Origin of the sequence: Intrasporangium sp. (assembly GCF_036566125.1) — a bacterium.
Taxonomy (GTDB): Bacteria; Actinomycetota; Actinomycetes; order Actinomycetales; family Dermatophilaceae; genus Intrasporangium.
In genome coordinates this window covers 1-16223 of record NZ_DATCWX010000353.1, presented here as the reverse complement: position 1 = coordinate 16223, position 16223 = coordinate 1, and the positions used below count along the sequence as shown (strand labels likewise).

Below are 16223 nucleotides of genomic sequence, written 5' to 3'. Positions count from 1 at the left end.
CAGCGGCATACGGCATCGGGACCACCACGACGAAAGGCAACGTCATGAGCACTCCGGCAGGAAAGCATGGCAGCGTGTGGCTGGACGACCCCGGCCGGCGCAGGGAGCCGGCGCCGGCGCTCGAAGGCGACGCGGAGGCCGACGTCGTCCTCGTCGGCGCGGGCATCGCGGGGCTGACCACCGCCCTGCTCGCCGCGCGTGCGGGGATGCGCGTCGTCGTCCTCGAGGCGCGCCGGATCGGTGACGGGACGACCGGCTACACGACGGGCAAGGTGACGGCGCAGCACTCGCTCATCTATGCCCGCCTCGTTGAGTGGGCCGGCATCGACCGGGCCCGCCAGTACGCCGACGCGAACCGGGCCGGCGTCGACCTCGTCGCCGACCTCGCTGAGGAGCTCGACATCGACTGCTCGCCGACCCGCGCGGACGCCCTCGTCTACACGACCTCGGACGAGGCCAGATCGATCCGTGCCATGGAGGACGAGGCGGTGGCGGCGCAGCGCCTCGGACTGCCTGCGACTCTCGTCAACGAGTCCGGCCTGCCCTTCCCCATCACCGCCGGAGTGCGCTTCACCGACCAGCTGCACGTGCACCCGCGTCGCTACCTGGACGGGCTCGCGGACGCCCTCGTGGCCGCAGGTGGCACCATTCACGAGCACACCCGCGTGAGCCACGTCGCCGAGGACCACGGGCGAGTCACGGCCGAGACCGAGGGTGGCACCGTCGAGGCAGCCAATGCGGTCGTGGCCACGCTCCTGCCCATCGGCCTGCTCGGCGGCTACTTTGCGCGCACCCGTCCGAGCCTGTCCTACGGTCTGGCCGTCCGCCTGCGCGACCGGGCCCCCGCCGACATGACGATCTCGGTCGATGACCCGGCGCGGTCCACCCGCCCCTGGCCGGACGCCGGGCCCGAGGGGCTCATCGTCGTGGGCAACGGTCACGAGGTCGGCGCCCACGTCGACACGGAGGGCCGCTACGCGGACCTCGAGCAGTGGACCCGCGAGACCTTTGACGTGGCCGAGGTGTCGCACCGGTGGAGCGCCCATGACTACGTCACGCCGGACCACGTCCCGTATGTCGGCCGCAGCCCGCTCCACAAGCACGTCCATGTGGCGACAGGCTTCGGCAAGTGGGGCCTCTCCAACGGCAGCGCCGCCGGACTCATGCTCAGCGACCTGCTGGCCGGCCGCGAACCCGCCTGGCTGCCCGTCTTTGACGCCCGCCGCACCGACGGCATGCGCTCGGTGCCGACGCTCGTCACCGGCAACCTCAAGGTCGCCGCCGAGCTCGTGACCGGCGAGCTACGGCGGGAGGCGCCGCGCTGCTCGCACATGGGGTGCCGCCTGCACTGGAACGTCGCCGAGGAGACGTGGGACTGCCACTGCCACGGCTCACGGTTCGGCTCGGACGGCCAGGTCATCGCCGGGCCGGCGGTCAAACCGATCCACGTCGATGCTGCCGGCTAGGGCTGGATAGAGAACGCGGACCCTCCCCGAAGATTCTCCCCAGCCGTATGCCGCTGGGCTGGCTCGTGTCGAGTGTGCACTCGGTGCCGGGGCAGCTTAGGTGGGAGAGATGACGCGATCACCGTGCCGGACTCACGCTCGTGCGGCAGGCTACCCGTGGACCCGTCCCGTCAATTCTCCCCACCCGTATGCCGCTGGGCTGCCTTCGCTGGTCAGCCGCCCATCGCGTCAGGCGGAGAACTCGACCCGGAGGCCACTCCCAGCGTTGGGCAGCAGGAACCCGCCATCGGTGGGCGACACGTCCGCGCCGTCGTGGCGAACGACCTCGGGCTGCGCGCCGTGGACGACGAGCCGGAAGGCGGTGCGCCGGAACTGCGGATAGCCGTCGCCGGTCGCCTCGCCCGTGAGCGTCACGTCGTCACCGCTGCGGGTCACGGAGAACGTGGTGGAGAGGTGGGCTCCGTCGCGGGAGGCGAAGGTGAGGCCGTCGTCCTCGACGAGCCGGGACTCGTAGTGGCCATCGCCCAGCGGCACGAAGAGGTGCAGGTCGATGACCTCGGGGTGGTAGCCGTCGGTGGAGGGCGGCGCCTCCGGCCACATCGGGATCACTGAGCCGGCGCGGGCATAGACGGGAATCCGGTCCATCGGGGTCGGCGCGATGACGTAGCTGCGGCCGACATGCGGTTCGTCAGCCTTGTCACCGAACCAGTCGTACCAGCCTCCGGCCGGCAGGTAGACCTGACGTGCCGTCATCCCGGGCTCGTCGACGGGGGCCACGAGCAGGTCGTGGCCGAAGAGGTACTCGTCGTCGATGTCGCCCGCCGCCGACTCGTACTGGAAGTCGAAGACAAGGGGGCGCTGCACCGGCTCTGCGGTCTCCGACGAGCGGACGAAGGAGGCATAGATGTACGGCAGGAGCCGGTATCGCAGCTGCACCGCCTCACGCACCAGCTCGTGGATGACCTCGCCGAAGGCCCACGCGTACTGGTCGATGTAGCCCGTCTCGGAGTGGTTGCGGCAGAAGGGGGTGAGGGCGCCGTACTGCATCCAGCGCAGAAAGAGCTCCGCGTTGGCGTTTCCCTGGAAACCGCCGATGTCCGCTCCGACGAACGGCTGCCCTGAGACGCCGAAGCCGCAGCCCATGGTGATGCTGAGCCACAGGTGGTCCCAACGAGACTGGTTGTCGCCCATCCAGTTCGCGGCGTACCGCTGAATGCCGGCGAACCCGGCCCGCGACAGGATGAAGGTGCGGCGCTCAGGCATGGCCTCGAGCAGGCCCTCGGTCGTCCCCATCGCCATGAGCAGCGCGTACTGGTTGTGGTAGCGCTCGTGCGGGAACTCCCCCCGGCCGAAGCGCATCGTCGTCGAGGAGATCACCCCGGTCGCCGGCTCGTTCATGTCGTTCCAGATGCCGGCGAGCCCGGACTGCACGTGGGCCGCGTTGAGCTCGCCCCACCAGGCACGTGCCTCCTCGGTGACGAAGTCGGGGAAGGCCGTGTTGCCGGGCCACACCTGGCCCACGTAGACGTCGCCACCCTCGGTACGGCAGAAGAGATCGCGCTCGAGCCCTTGGTCGAAGACCCAGTAGCCGGGCTCGTGCTTCACACCTGGGTCGATGATGGTGATGACGCGGAACCCCTTGTCTCGCAAGCGCTTGACCATGCCTGGGCCATCCGGGAAGGACTCGGTGTCCCACGTGAAGACGCGGTAGCCGTCCATGTAGTCGATGTCGAGCCACAGCGCATCGCACGGGAAGTCGTCGTCGCGATGCCGTTGCCCGAGTGCCTCAACGGCGGCTTGGTCGTACTTGTGCCACCGGCACTGGTGGTACCCGAGCGCCCAGATCGGCGGCAGCTGCATCCTGCCGGTGAGGTCGGTGTAGGACCGGAGGATGCCCGGCATGTCTGGTCCGGCGAAGACGTACTCGGTGTACTGCCCGCCGTCGAAGGTGATGCGGTACTCGTTGGCCGGCGAGAACTCGTAGTGGCCGCGGTAGCCGTTGTCGACGAACGAAGCGCTCATCTGCCCGTGCGGGTACAGCTGGTGGTGGAAGAAGGGCACGCTCACGTAGTAGGGGTCGAACTCCGTGCTCGTGCGGTCGCCGCGGGGATCGCCGGACTCCTTGCCGGAGGTGAACTCCAGCGAGCCGACCTCGCTCAGGACGTCGTTGTTCCACAGGGTGAAGTCGCGGCCCTTCCGGTCATGCCGGCCGCTCTTCTCGCCGAGCCCGAAGATCCGATCGGCTCCACCGCACCGACGGCGGATGGTGAAGGCATCGTTGAGCGTTGCGTACGTCCAGTACCGACCTTGGTCGTCGGCTGCGGACTCGACGACCGGGGTGCCGTCAGTGCGGTGGACATCGATCCGGAACGGGTCCAGCCACAGCGAGACGACCATGTCGGACGTCGTCAGCCGTACGCACTCATCGTCCCGCTCGAACTGGAACTGGACGATCTCTGCAAGAGGATCGACGCACACGGCGTGCGTCGGCGCCTCGTCGAAGACCCCGCCGCGGCTGAGCTTGATCCGCACGACGTCATCGCTCACGAGGTCGATCCGGAGCTGCTCGGTGTGCACCTCGGCGAGCAGCCCGCGTGCTGTCTGCTCCGCTGACGTGATGCGCTCGAAACGGAGGAAGTGGTCGGTCGGCAGCATGCTTCTCCGGCCTAGGCTGACTCACGCCGGCGGCCGGAAGGATCGTCCACGCCGTGGAAGCGGGTCCGATACAGCTCCTTGGCAGTCTCCAAGACCTCCGGACCCACCCAGCCCAGCGGCTCCACCGCGCCGATGAGGGGCTCGTGGTTCGGGCCATAGCCGACGACGACGCCGGTGAGCAGCCACGGTCGGCGGTCAGCGCCGTTGCCGTCCTGCTCGAGGGGGTCGACGTACGTACAGAGCCGTCGGGCGACCCAGTCCTCGTCCGGCCGGGTCCACCAGTGCGTGGGAGTGAGGCTGGCTGCGGGGATGCCGGGCAGCGCCACGCCTGCCTCGACGTCATGACTCGGCGTCTCGGCGTCGCGTGCGGGCCCCGCCGAGTACCGGACGTACAGCGGGGCTCGCATGCGCGCCAGCTCGACGACCTCGTCGAAATTGGCAATGACCTCCACGTGGGTCCCGTACCCACTCGCACGTGAGCTTCGTCAGCTACTTCGCGGGACGGTCACCGGGCCGACGCAGCAGCAGCCAACGAAAACCGTAGCCGTCGACCTTGACCTGCGTCTGGCCGTCCTTCGCGACCGGGTGCGTCTCGCGCTCGCCGACGAGGTCGACGAGGGTGGAGCCGGGCTCCACCTCGCCGATCGTCACGTCCACGAGGCAGCTCTCCGGGGCCAGGTTGTGCAGGGCGAGCATCGTCCAGCCGTCCTCCTCGCGGGCGACGTGGGCGAGCACGCTCTGCGGCTTGGTCCGCGGCACCTCGACGGTCGACCAGCCGAGCTCCGGGTGTTGGCGCCGTAGCCGGATGAGGTTGCGGATGAACCACCAGAGCGAGTCGTGGTCATGGCGCTGGTCCGCCACGTTGACGCGTTCGGGCGAGTAGAGGCCGTCCGGGAACGGCCGCGTCAGCTTCCGCGGGGGCGCGTCGGTGAAACCGCCCGTCGAGTCGTTGCCCCACTGCATCGGGGTGCGGACGGCGAGCCGGCCGGGCACGGCGAGGTTCTCGGCCATCCCGATCTCCTCGCCGTAGAAGAGCACGGGAGTACCGGGCAGGGAGAACATGAGGGAATAGACGAGGCGCAAGCGGCGCTCATCACCGCCGAGCATCGACGGGAGGCGCCGGCGCAGCCCGCGGCCGTAGAGCTGCATGTCCGGGTCGGGACCGAAGGCGTCGAAGACCTCCTGCCGCTCCTTGTCGCTGAGCTGGTCGAGGGTGAGCTCGTCGTGGTTGCGGACGAAGTTCGCCCACTGGCTCGTGACGTCCAGGCTGGGTCGGCGGCGCAGCGCTCCCTCGAGCGGACGGGCGTCCTCCCGAGCAAGGGCCAGGTAGAGGGCCTGCATGGCGGCGAAGTCGAACTGCATGTTCAGTCCGTCACCGTCGGCGCCGCCGAAGAACGTCTTCTGTTGCGGATAGGGCAGGTTGACCTCGCCCAGGAGCAGCGCGTCACCGACGCGCCGGGTGATGTATTTGCGGACGTCCCCGAGGTAGCGCTTTGGGTCGAAGGGGACGGCTGGGCCCTCCGAAGGCCCTGAGGGCGCGGAGTCCGTCGAGAACAGGAACGGCACCGCGTCGACCCGGAAGCCCGACACGCCCAGTTCGAGCCAGAAGCCGAGGGTCCGGGCGATCTCCTCCTGCACCGCACGGTTCATCACGTTGAGGTCCGGCTGGTGCTTGTAGAAGTGGTGCAGGTAGTACTCGCCCGTTCTCGGCTCGAGCTCCCACAGGCTGTCCTCCTGGTCGGGGAAGACGATGTCCTTGGGGTTGGTCTTCGGCTTCGTCTTGCTCCACACGAAGTAGTCCCGATAGGGGTCGTCGACGCTGCGACGGGCCGACCTGAACCACGGATGCTGGTCAGACGTGTGGTTCATGACGAAGTCGAGGATGACCCGGATGCCGTGCGCCCGGGCCGTCCGGACCAGCTCGACGAAGTCACCATGGCTGCCGAGCCGCCTGTCGACCCCGTAGAAGTCGGTGATGTCATAGCCGTCGTCCTTCGACGGGCCCGGGTAGAGCGGCATGAGCCACAGGCAGTTGACGCCGAGGTCCGCGAGGTACTCGAGCTGGTCGGTCATCCCGCACAGGTCGCCGACGCCGTCGCTGTCCGAGTCGTAGAACGTCTGGACGTCGGCGCAGTAGAGCACCGCCGTCTTCCACCACAGGTCACCCGTCTGGCTCATCCTCATGTGTGGCGCAGTACCCACCAAAGGGCCGGATGCCACCGCTCCGGCCCCGGCCACCGGCGTTTCGCAGACTCGCCCCGCGGGTAGACGGCTGCTGCGACCACCGCCCGTGACCGAAGCCCCTACGGAGGACGAACCGGATGCCCACCATCGGCTTCCACTGCTCGCACGAACAGATCGCGCCGTCCCAGCTGCTCGAGGACGTCAAGCACGCCGAAGCGGCGGGCTTCACCGCCGCCATGTGCTCCGACCACCTCGAGCCGTGGAGCACGGACCAGGGCCAGTCCGGCTATGCGTGGTCCTGGCTCGGCGCGGCACTCAACGCGACCAACCTGTCCTTCGGCGTCGTCACCGCACCGGGCCAGCGGTACCACCCCGTCATCACCGCGCAGGCGATCGGCACGCTCGGCGAGATGTTCCCCGGCCGGTTCTGGGCGGCCCTGGGCTCCGGCGAGGCCATCAACGAGCACGTGACCGGCGAGGGATGGCCCCGGAAGGAGGTGCGCGACCGCAGGCTCATCGAATGCGCGGACGTCATCAGACGGCTCCTCGACGGCGAGGAGGTCTCGCACGACGGTCTCGTCTCCGTGGACCGCGCCAGGGTGTGGTCGCGGCCGAGCCGGCGCCCTGACCTCGTCGCCGCAGCGGTGACCACGGAGAAGGCGGCACAGGCCGCGAGCTGGGCCGATGGTCTGATCACCGTGAACCAGCACGGGGGCGGCGACCGTCACGCCCTCGAGGCCTACCGCCAGCACGGTGGCCGGGGGCAGGTCCGGCTTCAGCTCCACGTGAGCTGGGCTCCCAGCGAGGACGAGGCCGTGGAGATCGCCATGAACCAGTGGCGCAGCAACGTCTTCGGAGCGCCCGTGGCCTGGGACATCGACTCCGTCGCGGGCTTCGACGAGCTCGGCCGGCACGTCACCGAGGACGACGTCAAGCGCTCCGTGCACGTGTCGAGCGACCTCGAGGCGCATGCAGCCCGGATCCGGCAGGCCTTCGATGATGGCTTCGATGCGGTCATGGTGCACTTCGTCGGCGCTGACCAGTCACGGTTCATCGACGCCTTCGGTGCCCAGGTGTTGCCGCAGTTCGCCACCGCTGACGTCATCGGAAGGAGCACATCGTGAGCAGCAGCATCGGAGAGCGCGCGGCCTCGATGGTCAGGAACGACGACAAGGGCGGCTTCCCTCCCCAACAGCAGGACCCGCCGGGCCTGACGACGAGGATGGAGCCGGTCCCGGACCACGGCGAGGAGACCTACACCGGACACGGGCGGCTGGAGGGCCTCAAGGCGCTCATCACGGGAGGGGACTCCGGCATCGGCCGGGCGATCGCCATCGCCTATGCCCGCGAGGGGGCCGACGTGGCGATCAACTACCTCGAGGCCGAGCAGCCCGATGCCGAGGACACGGCGTCCTGGGTGCGCAAGGCCGGTCGGAACGCCGTCCTCGTCCCCGGTGACCTCACCGACCGCGCGACCTGCGACCGGGTCGTCGCGGACGCGGTCGACGGGCTCGGTGGCCTCGACGTCCTCGTCAACAATGCGGGCTTCCACTGGGACAAGGGTCCGGGCGAGGGTCTGGAGGGGCTGACCGACGACAACATCGAGAGGGTCATGCGGACCAACCTCCAGGCGGTGCTGTGGCTCTGCCGGGCGGCGCTCCCACACCTCACGCCGGGTTCGTCGATCATCAACACGACGTCGATCCAGGCCTACGACCCGTCGCCGGCTCTCCTCGACTATGCGGCGACCAAGGCGGCGCTCAACAACCTGACCGTCAACCTCGCACAGTCATTGGGCCCTAAAGGAATCCGCGTCAACGCCGTAGCCCCGGGCCCGATCTGGACGCCGCTGCAGCCGGCGACTCGCGAAACCGAGAAGATCGAGACGTTCGGGTCCGACACGCCGCTGGGCCGGGCCGGTCAGCCCGGTGAGGTGGCCCCGGCGTACGTCTTCCTTGCGTCTCCGTCGGACGCCAGCTACGTCTCCGGGACGGTGCTCGGGGTGACGGGAGGCCAGGCGGTCTTCTGACCACACGATGCCGTATGCCGCTGGGCTCGCTCCCAGCACAAGGGTGCCTTGGGAGGGGGGCGTAGTCTCGATTCAGCTCCCTTGGCTGGGAGGTGGATGGATGGCAAGGACGGTTGGCGTCGAGGAGGAGATGCTCCTCGTCGACGTTCGCAACGGGCGGCCGCGGTCGGTGTCCGGGCAGCTCGTCCTCCGTGCTGCGATGAACGAGCAACCGGTCGCCGGTCTCGGCGTTCGCGGGGCCCTCGAGGGCGAGTTCCAGCAGCAGATGATCGAGACGCACACCGCTCCGGTCGAGTCGCTCGACGATCTGGCCGATGAGGTCCGCCACTGGCGCAGCGAGGCGATCTCGGCTGCGCGACAGGCTGATTCGACCGTTGCCGCACTGGGGACATCTCCGTTCCCCGTGACCCCCGTGCCCGTCGAGTCCATCCGGTACGCGTGGATGCACGAGCGCTACCAGATCGTCGCCCGTCAGCACCTCACCTGCGGGCTGCACGTGCATGTCGCCGTCGACTCGGACGAGGAGGGGGTCGGCGTGCTCGACCGCATCCGAGTGTGGCTCCCGGTGCTTCTCGCCCTCAGTGCGAACTCGCCCTTCTGGAACGGCGAGGTCACGGGCTTCGCGAGCTGGCGCTCGCAGTCCTTCGGCCGATGGCCCTCCAACGGGCCGACGGAGCTCTTCGGCTCGGCGGCGGCGTACCACCGGATGGTGCGCGACCTGACGATGTCGTCCGTCATCCTCGACGAGGGCATGGTCTACTTCGACGCGCGGCTGTCGCAGCACTACCCGACCGTCGAGATCCGCGCGGCGGACGTCTGCCTGCGGGCGAGCGACACCCTCCTGATTGCAGCGCTCTGCCGCGGCCTCGTGGAGACGGCGGCGCGCGAGTGGTCGCGGTCGGTCGAGGCGCCCGCGGTGCCGACGACGCTGGTCCGGTTCGCGATGTGGCAGGCCGCCCGCGAGGGCGTCTCCGGCCGGCTCCTCGACCCCTTCACCCTGCGCCCGCAGCGGGCCTGGGACGTCATCGACCGGCTCGTCGAGCACATCCGTCCGGCCTTGGGTGAGGCCGGCGACGTCGAGGTGGTCAAGGAGGGACTGGAACGAGTCCGCACCCGCGGCAACGGCGCGCAGCTGCAGACGCGCATGATGGAGCGCACTGGGCAGCTCATCGACGTCGTCGCCCACGCGGTGCGGGTCACGGCCGGGCACGAGGAGGACTGAGCGATGCCGCGCACGGCGGATGGGTACCCGGGCGCGGAGCCCTTCGTTCCTGACCGGCCGACCCTGCCCCGCCTGCGCGAGGCAGTCGACGGCTGTCGGGGCTGCGACCTGTATCGCGACGCGACGCAGGGAGTCATGGGCGACGGGCCGGTGCCGGCACGGCTCATGCTCGTCGGCGAGCAGCCGGGAGACAAGGAGGACCTCGCCGGCCTGCCCTTCGTCGGGCCGGCGGGACGGCTGCTCGACCGGGCGCTCGGGGAGGCGGGGATCGAGCCGGGCGACGCCTTCCGCACCAACGTCGTCAAGCACTTCCGCCACGTCGACAAGGGCGGCAAGCGGATCCACAAGTCGCCGGTGCGGTGGCAGGTCGCGGCGTGCGAGCCCTGGCTGCTCTCCGAGCTCGGGCTCGTCAAGCCGGAGGTCGTCGTCATTCTCGGCAGCACGGCAGGCCAGGCGATCTACGGGCCTGGGTTCCGCGTCGGTGAGGCACGAGGACGGCCCCTCGAGTGGCCGAGGGCCGACCAGAGCGGCGAGCCGTCGGGCTTCGCCGCCGTGTCACTCGAGCCGCCGCCCGTGGCGGTGGCGACCGCGCATCCGTCGTCGGTCCTGCGCTCGCGGCAGCGTGAGGTGGACCGCGCCGCTCTCGTGCGCGACCTTGCCGTGGCCAAGGACCTGCTGCACCGTCATTGAAGGCGGGAGGGCTGGGTCGCCGCGTCGAGTGCCAGCGAGCTCAGCGGCATACCCCTTCATCCGTCGGTCACTCGTCACGCTCCCACGGCGCGTCTTCTCCCCACTTGGCGTAGTACTTGGCCAGGTGACTGCGGACCCGGTCGCGGTCCTTCTCCGGCAGGTCGACCCCGCCACGCGAGCCCTGCATCACCGCGGCCGCCGCCATGACTCCCCGAGGCACGGCCTTGAGCCGGCCATCGACCACGTCAGCCACGAGCAGCTTGTACGCGGTGAAGTTGTCCTTGTTGTCGGCGTCGTACCAGACGTGGGCGTCGCGGTACTTCTCGTTCGGGCCGTCCTCAGCGCCGGCCCAGTCCCTCACCCGGCGCTCCGCGGCGTCACCGTCCCATTCTCGGTCGCGGTCGGCCAGGGGCAGGTCCTGAAAGCTCGTCACGCTCACGACGACTCCTTTCGTCCAGCTTGATGCGTCATGTCCCAATGCTGCGCCGTTTACCCGGCGGGCGCTGCAGCAAACCGCCTTCGCTTTGAGCAGGTCCACGGGGAGAAGTGTTCGTTTGTGTGGTGGTCGGGAGCCGCGCTTCGACGCGAAAGTGGAAGGGACTTCACGAGCGGTTCAAACACGAGCTGATTCCGTCACCCGCACACGCAGGAGATGAGTCATGTCACGCATGAAGTCCGTTTCCCCAACCACCCACCCCACCCCGATCAGCCGCCGACGTGGCCGATTCGTCGAGAGGGACCGGAAGGCGGAGGAGCTGCTCCTCGAGCTGTCGCGTACAAAGAACTGCGCGGAGCGCGAAAGGCTCACCGACGAGATCGTCCGGCTCCACCTCGACCTCTGTGATGGCGTTGCAGCACGCTACGCCGGGCGCAGCATCCCGACCGAGGACCTCGTCCAGGTCGCGCGGCTCGCGCTCGTCGTCGCCATCCGGCGCTACCACCCAGGCCCCGGCACGTCGTTCATCGGCTATGCCCTCCCGACGATCTCGGGGGAGCTGAAGCGACACTTCCGGGACCACGGCTGGATGGTGCGCCCGCCTCGCCGGCTCCAGGAACTGGGTCCCGTGCTGCGTCTCGCACGTGAGCAGTGGGAGCAGGAGCACGGCACCACGCCCACCGCCGCGGACCTCGCCGACGAGGTCGGCGTCGACCCTGATCACGTGGTCGAGTGCCTCTCGGCGGAGCACAGCTACCACCCGCTGTCGCTCGACCTCACCTTCGGCGACGACGAGTCGCGCTCCCTCGCGGAGAGCCTCGCCGAGCCCCAGGATGAGCTCGAGTCGGCCGCCGACCGGGTCTCGCTCTCTGAGGCACTGGGCAGCCTCTCGCAGAAGGACCGTGAGCTGCTGCAGATGCGCTTCGTCGACGCGATGACGCAGAAGGAGATCGGGCTCGCCCTCGGCGTGAGCCAGATGCAGGTCTCCCGCCTCGTGCGCGCTGTCCTGGAGAAGCTTCGCACCCAGATGGGTGTCACGGTCGACGAAACCCGGGAGGTCGTGAGCGCCGCCTGACCGCACTAGCTTCCCCGGGTTGAGGTGAACGCGCCGACGCTGTGTCGGCGCGTTTACCTCATCCTCCGCAGCAACAGCAACCCACAGCAACGCACAGCAACGCACAGCAAGCCAATTCCCCATTCGGCGCCACGTTGCGTTATCGTCGGAGAGTCAGTGAGCCGGAGACGGCTCCTGATGGGTCAAACCAGGGCCCTCGGACACGTCAGCCTCGGAGTTGATCATGTCCTCATCGCTCACCATCATGAGCACCATCCACAAGGTCGCCTTCACGACGACCGACCCCGCACAGATCGAGCAGATCTGCGCAGAGGAGCTCAGCGTCCCTCTCCGCCTGATCAGCTCCCCGGACGGGTACTACTTCTCCCTGTCGCACACGGATGCCGGGCGGTTCTCCATCGATGTCCTCACCACCGCCGGGATCTCGGCGGAGCTACGGGCACCGGATCGTGCCGAACCTCCTGAGTCCGTCCTCTTCGTCACCGGTGAGCGCGGGCTGCTCACCTACGAGGCCGAAGCAGCTGGGGTCCGGGAGCAGGTCGGTCCCGGGGAATCCGTCTGCATCGCGTGGGACAACCGACCCAGTCGAATTGACTGGGCCGGGGACGAGCCGCGGGCGCGTGGCGTCCGCGTCGACCTCGCCCTGCTGCGAGACGTCGCGGCGGCGACGACCGGCGTTGGGAATCTGCTGTTCACTGGCACCCGCCCGGTCAGCCAGGCGGCCGAGCGCCACTGGCAGGAGACCGTCGACCACGTCGCCAGGACCTTGGCGGGCGGGTCCGGGTTCCCCGTCAGTCCGCTCGTCGTCGGGGAGTCCGCGCGGTTCCTGGCAGCGGTTGCCCTCGCCACGTTCCCCAACACGACGATGGAGGCGGTGCGCAGGGAGGTCGAAGCCCCGCAGGACCTGCCGGTCACGGCCGAGACGGTCCGGGACGCGATCTCCTTCATCGAGGAGCACGCTGACCAGGACCTCACCGTCGGTGACATCGCCGCTGCGGCCGGGGTGACGCCACGGGCGCTCCAGCTCGCCTTCCGGCGCCATCTCGACACGACGCCGATGGCCTACCTGCGCCGGGTGCGTCTGGCGCGGGTACATGACGAGCTCGCGCTCGCCGGTCCGCACGACGGTCTGACGGTCAGCGCGGTGGCCTCGAAGTGGGGCTTCAGCGGGTCGAGCCGCTTCTCGTCGTACTACCGCGAGGCGTACGGCGAGCCGCCGAGCCAGACGTTGGCCAGCTGAGCAGTCGGCTACCGTCACGGAGATGGACCTGGAGTTCAGCGGCGAGATCATCTGGTGGCGGGGTCCCTCGCCGTTCCACTTCGTCCCCGTGCCTGACGAGGAGTCGGCCCAGATCGAGGCGGCGAAGGAGCTGGTCACTTACGGCTGGGGTGTCATCCCGGTCACGGCCCAAGTGGGCCGGACCGAGTTCACGACCTCGCTCTTTCCCAAGGATGGTCGGTTCCTCGTGCCACTCAAGGACCGCGTCCGGCGGGCCGAGGCACTCGAGCTCGGTGACGTCGTAGAGCTCCGCCTGAGCATCGATGTCTGACGCGGGCGCGCCGATCGGCTACACCGGTGAGCCGGCGCCAACAGTGCTCAACCTCGCCGAGCTGGCCATCGGCCGGGCCGCTGCGGCGGCACCCGATCGCGTTGCCCTGGTCGTCGTCACCGACGCCGCCGCACCACGGGCAGCGGTGGAACGTTGGACCTTCCGTGCGCTGGACCAGGCCGTCCGATCGGTCGCCACAGGGTTGGTCGATCGCGGACTGGAGCCGGGTGACCGGCTCCTGATCCGCCTCGGGAACACGAGCGACTATGCGCTGCTGCACTTCGGGGCCATGGCCGCCGGGATCATCTCGCTGCCGACCTCACCGCAGCTGACCGCAGACGAGGTCCGCTTCCTCATCGAGGACTCGGGCGCTCGCACCGTCGCCATGAGTGATGCCCTCGCCGTGGACCTGCCGCCTGCGGTGTCTCGGGTCTCGCCCACCGACGTCGCCCGCTGGCGCGCGGAAGCCAGCCCAGCGGCATACGGCCCGACTCGTGCCGACGACCCGGCGTTCCTCGTCTACACGTCGGGTACGAGCGGCCGTCCCAAGGGAGTCCTGCACGCACACCGGTCGGCGTGGGGACGGCGACCCATGCACGACGCGTGGCTCGGGCTGCGCGAGGGGGACATCCTGCTGCATGCGGGCGCGTTCAACTGGACGTACACGCTGGGGGTGGGCCTGACCGACCCGTGGATCAACCGGGCAACCGCCTTGATCTACAACGGCGCTCGCGATACCGGAGTGTGGGCGCGGCTCATCGAGGCACACCGCGCGACGATCTTCGCGGCCGTCCCGGGTGTCTACCGACAGCTCCTGCGCAGCCCGGACCTGGAGAAGGTGGACCTCTCGTCGCTGCGGCACGGGGTCACTGCGGGCGAGGCGCTCGCCCCGGCGCTCCTGGAGGAGTGGCGCGAGCGCACGGGACTCGAGCTCTACGAGGCGCTCGGGATGAGCGAGATCTCGACGTTCGTCTCGTCGGGACCCGGCACGCCGGTGCGGCCGGGCAGTCCCGGGCGACCGCAGCCGGGTCGATGCGTCGCCGTCCTGCCGGTCGACGGCGGTGACGAGCCGCTCGGACCCGGCCAGACGGGCTTGCTCGCTGTCCACCGCACGGATCCGGGGCTGATGCTCGGCTACTGGCAACGTCCGGACGAGGAGGCGCAGGTACTGCGCGGCGACTGGTTCGTCGGGGGAGACCTCGCCGAGATCGGCCCCGATGGCTACCTGGCCTTCCACGGGCGCGCGGATGACGTCATGAACGCCCTGGGATACCGGGTTTCACCGCTCGAGGTCGAGGACTGCCTCGCGCGGCATCCCTCCGTCGCCGAGGTCGGGGTGACGGAGGTCGAGGTGCGCCCGGGAGTGCGGATCATCGCGGCGTTCGTCGTGCCACGCGACGCCGACGACCCTGATGACGTGGACCCGGCTGCCCTGCTGGCCCATGCGGCCGAGCACCTCGCGGCGTACAAGCGGCCGCGCGAGATCGTCTACGTCGAGGCCCTGCCGCGGACCGGCAACGGCAAGCTGCGACGCCGCGACCTGGTCAGCCTGGCCCAGGCGCCTCGATGACGGACAGGACGTTGCCGGCGGGATCGGTGAACCAGGCGATGAGCGGGCCACCACCGCGGAAGATCCCCTTGGCATCGGTCTCGAGCGGCGTGCCCTCGTATCGCTCGAAGGTCACGCCCCGCGCCGATAGCTGGTCGACGGCTGCCTCGATGTCGTCGACCGGGAAGTTGAGCACGGTGTACGTCGCAGGTTCGTGGTTGTCCTTCGGGTAGATGAGGACGTTGGTACCGCCGGCGATCCGGAGGGTCAGCATGCCGTTGTCCTCGGTGGCATCCAGCCCCAAGGTGTCGGCATAGAAGGCTCGGGCCGCGGCCACGTCATCGACGGAGAACCCGCTGAAGGCCTTGGTGTCACGGAACATGTCATCACCTTTCGTCGGTCGCTCCAGTAGACGCCCTCCAACGACCGATGTCACCCGTCAGCGCAGGTGTGGTTGGAAGGACCTAAGTCCCTGCGGGACGGGGCCGCCCGGACTTACCGTCGAATCATGAGAACCAAGGCGCTGCTGGCCGTTGGGGCCATGACCCTCGGTGGACTCCTCCCGGCGGCGTCCGTCGGGGCCACCTCGCAAGCGGCCCCGGAGCCGACCGCCGCACCCATCGCGACCGCCCCGGCGGCCGCCACCGCGGTGGCCGCGACCACCACGGCCCGGATGGTCGATGTCCTTGCGAGGAACGAAGCGGGCCAGATGATCCTGTACCGCGGCAACGGCAAGGGCGGCTGGATCACGCCTTACCTCCAGGTCGGCAGCGGCTGGGGGGCCTTCACGAAGATCCTCGGGCCGGGCGACTTCTCCGGCGACGGCAGGGTCGACGTCCTCGCTACGAACGCCGACGGCAAGTTGTATCTCTACCGCGGCAACGGCAAGGGGGGCTGGCTCTCGCCGTATCCCCAGATCGGCAGCGGCTGGGGCAACTTCACCAACATCATCGGACCGGGCGACTTCTCCGGCGACGGCAGGGTCGACGTCCTCGCGACGAGCGCCGACGGCAGGATGTTCCTCTACCGCGGCAACGGCACGGGCGGCTGGAGCACCCCCTACGTGGATCTCGGTGGCGGCTGGGGCTCGTTCACAGCAGTCCTCGGTCCGGGCGACTTCAATGGTGACGGCAAGGTCGACGTCCTGGCGCGGGACGCGGACGGCAGGCTGTGGCTCTACCGTGGCAACGGCCAGAGCGGCTTCTCCTGGCCACGCGTCCAGGTCGGCAGCGGCTGGGGCGGGTTCACGGCTCTGGTCACGCCGGGGGACTTCTCGGGCGACGGCAGGGTCGACGTCCTGGCACGGGACGCGGACGGCAAGCTGTGGCTCTACCGCGGCACCGGCACCGGCGGCTGGTCCTCGGGGC

General features: G+C 69.4%; 15 protein-coding genes. 10 read left to right on the top strand and 5 right to left on the bottom strand.

Annotated features, from left to right (window positions below; genetic code table 11):
• The first annotated feature begins 74 nt into the window (after window positions 1-74).
• On the top strand, window positions 75-1466 hold the full coding sequence (locus tag VIR15_RS20890) for an FAD-dependent oxidoreductase (protein ID WP_331931376.1): 1392 nt from the start codon (window positions 75-77) through the stop codon (window positions 1464-1466).
• A 228-nt stretch (window positions 1467-1694) separates the two neighbouring features.
• Here the strand turns inward: VIR15_RS20890 and VIR15_RS20885 are convergent, their stop codons facing one another.
• From VIR15_RS20885 to VIR15_RS20875, 3 genes are read right to left on the bottom strand one after another with little or no spacing between them, the layout of a single operon-like run.
• Entirely contained in the window at window positions 1695-4121 is a 2427-nt protein-coding gene (locus tag VIR15_RS20885; RefSeq protein ID WP_331931374.1) for a glycoside hydrolase family 31 protein, read from the bottom strand.
• Window positions 4122-4132: 11 nt separating this feature from the next.
• Window positions 4133-4573 (bottom strand): DUF6098 family protein, encoded by a 441-nt coding sequence (locus VIR15_RS20880; RefSeq protein WP_331931372.1) that lies wholly within the window; start codon window positions 4571-4573, stop codon window positions 4133-4135.
• Between the two features lie 37 nt (window positions 4574-4610).
• On the bottom strand, window positions 4611-6305 hold the full coding sequence (locus tag VIR15_RS20875) for an alpha-amylase family protein (RefSeq protein WP_331931370.1): 1695 nt from the start codon (window positions 6303-6305) through the stop codon (window positions 4611-4613).
• 137 nt (window positions 6306-6442) lie between these two features.
• On the opposite strand from VIR15_RS20875, the gene VIR15_RS20870 reads away from it, so the two are divergent.
• From VIR15_RS20870 to VIR15_RS20855, 4 genes are all read left to right on the top strand, one after another.
• Window positions 6443-7429 carry a TIGR03885 family FMN-dependent LLM class oxidoreductase gene (locus VIR15_RS20870; protein WP_331931368.1) on the top strand — a complete coding sequence of 329 codons (987 nt, stop codon included), beginning with the start codon at window positions 6443-6445 and terminating at the stop codon, window positions 7427-7429.
• A gap of 29 nt (window positions 7430-7458) precedes the next feature.
• Window positions 7459-8334 (top strand): SDR family oxidoreductase, encoded by an 876-nt coding sequence (locus VIR15_RS20865; RefSeq protein WP_331931420.1) that lies wholly within the window; start codon window positions 7459-7461, stop codon window positions 8332-8334.
• 100 nt (window positions 8335-8434) lie between these two features.
• The gene (locus VIR15_RS20860; RefSeq protein ID WP_331931366.1) at window positions 8435-9556 is read left to right on the top strand and encodes a carboxylate-amine ligase; all 1122 of its coding nucleotides are present in this window, start codon (window positions 8435-8437) and stop codon (window positions 9554-9556) included.
• 3 nt (window positions 9557-9559) lie between these two features.
• Entirely contained in the window at window positions 9560-10246 is a 687-nt protein-coding gene (locus VIR15_RS20855; RefSeq protein WP_331931364.1) for a UdgX family uracil-DNA binding protein, read from the top strand.
• Between the two features lie 67 nt (window positions 10247-10313).
• Here VIR15_RS20855 and VIR15_RS20850 read toward each other — a convergent pair whose 3' ends face one another.
• A complete protein-coding gene (locus VIR15_RS20850; protein ID WP_331931362.1) occupies window positions 10314-10685 on the bottom strand; it encodes a hypothetical protein in 372 nt (123 codons plus the stop codon).
• Between the two features lie 220 nt (window positions 10686-10905).
• On the opposite strand from VIR15_RS20850, the gene VIR15_RS20845 reads away from it, so the two are divergent.
• From VIR15_RS20845 to VIR15_RS20830, 4 genes are all read left to right on the top strand, one after another.
• On the top strand, window positions 10906-11757 hold the full coding sequence (locus VIR15_RS20845) for a sigma-70 family RNA polymerase sigma factor (protein WP_331931360.1): 852 nt from the start codon (window positions 10906-10908) through the stop codon (window positions 11755-11757).
• 244 nt (window positions 11758-12001) lie between these two features.
• Complete coding sequence (locus tag VIR15_RS20840; protein ID WP_331931357.1) at window positions 12002-12997, top strand: helix-turn-helix transcriptional regulator; 996 nt, start codon at window positions 12002-12004, stop codon at window positions 12995-12997.
• Window positions 12998-13019: 22 nt separating this feature from the next.
• Window positions 13020-13307: a DUF1905 domain-containing protein gene (locus tag VIR15_RS20835; protein WP_331931355.1), complete on the top strand. Its 288-nt coding sequence runs from the start codon at window positions 13020-13022 to the stop codon at window positions 13305-13307.
• The gene (locus VIR15_RS20830; protein WP_331931353.1) at window positions 13300-14877 is read left to right on the top strand and encodes an acetate--CoA ligase; all 1578 of its coding nucleotides are present in this window, start codon (window positions 13300-13302) and stop codon (window positions 14875-14877) included. Before VIR15_RS20835 ends, VIR15_RS20830 begins: the two co-directional genes overlap by 8 nt.
• Here the strand turns inward: VIR15_RS20830 and VIR15_RS20825 are convergent.
• Window positions 14852-15238, bottom strand: coding sequence for a VOC family protein (locus VIR15_RS20825; RefSeq protein WP_331931351.1), 387 nt, complete (start codon window positions 15236-15238; stop codon window positions 14852-14854). The two genes, VIR15_RS20830 and VIR15_RS20825, sit on opposite strands and share 26 nt — an antisense overlap.
• A 126-nt stretch (window positions 15239-15364) precedes the next feature.
• Between VIR15_RS20825 and VIR15_RS20820 the strand changes: the two genes are divergently transcribed.
• Window positions 15365-16223: FG-GAP-like repeat-containing protein (locus VIR15_RS20820; RefSeq protein ID WP_331931349.1), on the top strand; the 859-nt coding region annotated here is incomplete at its 3' end.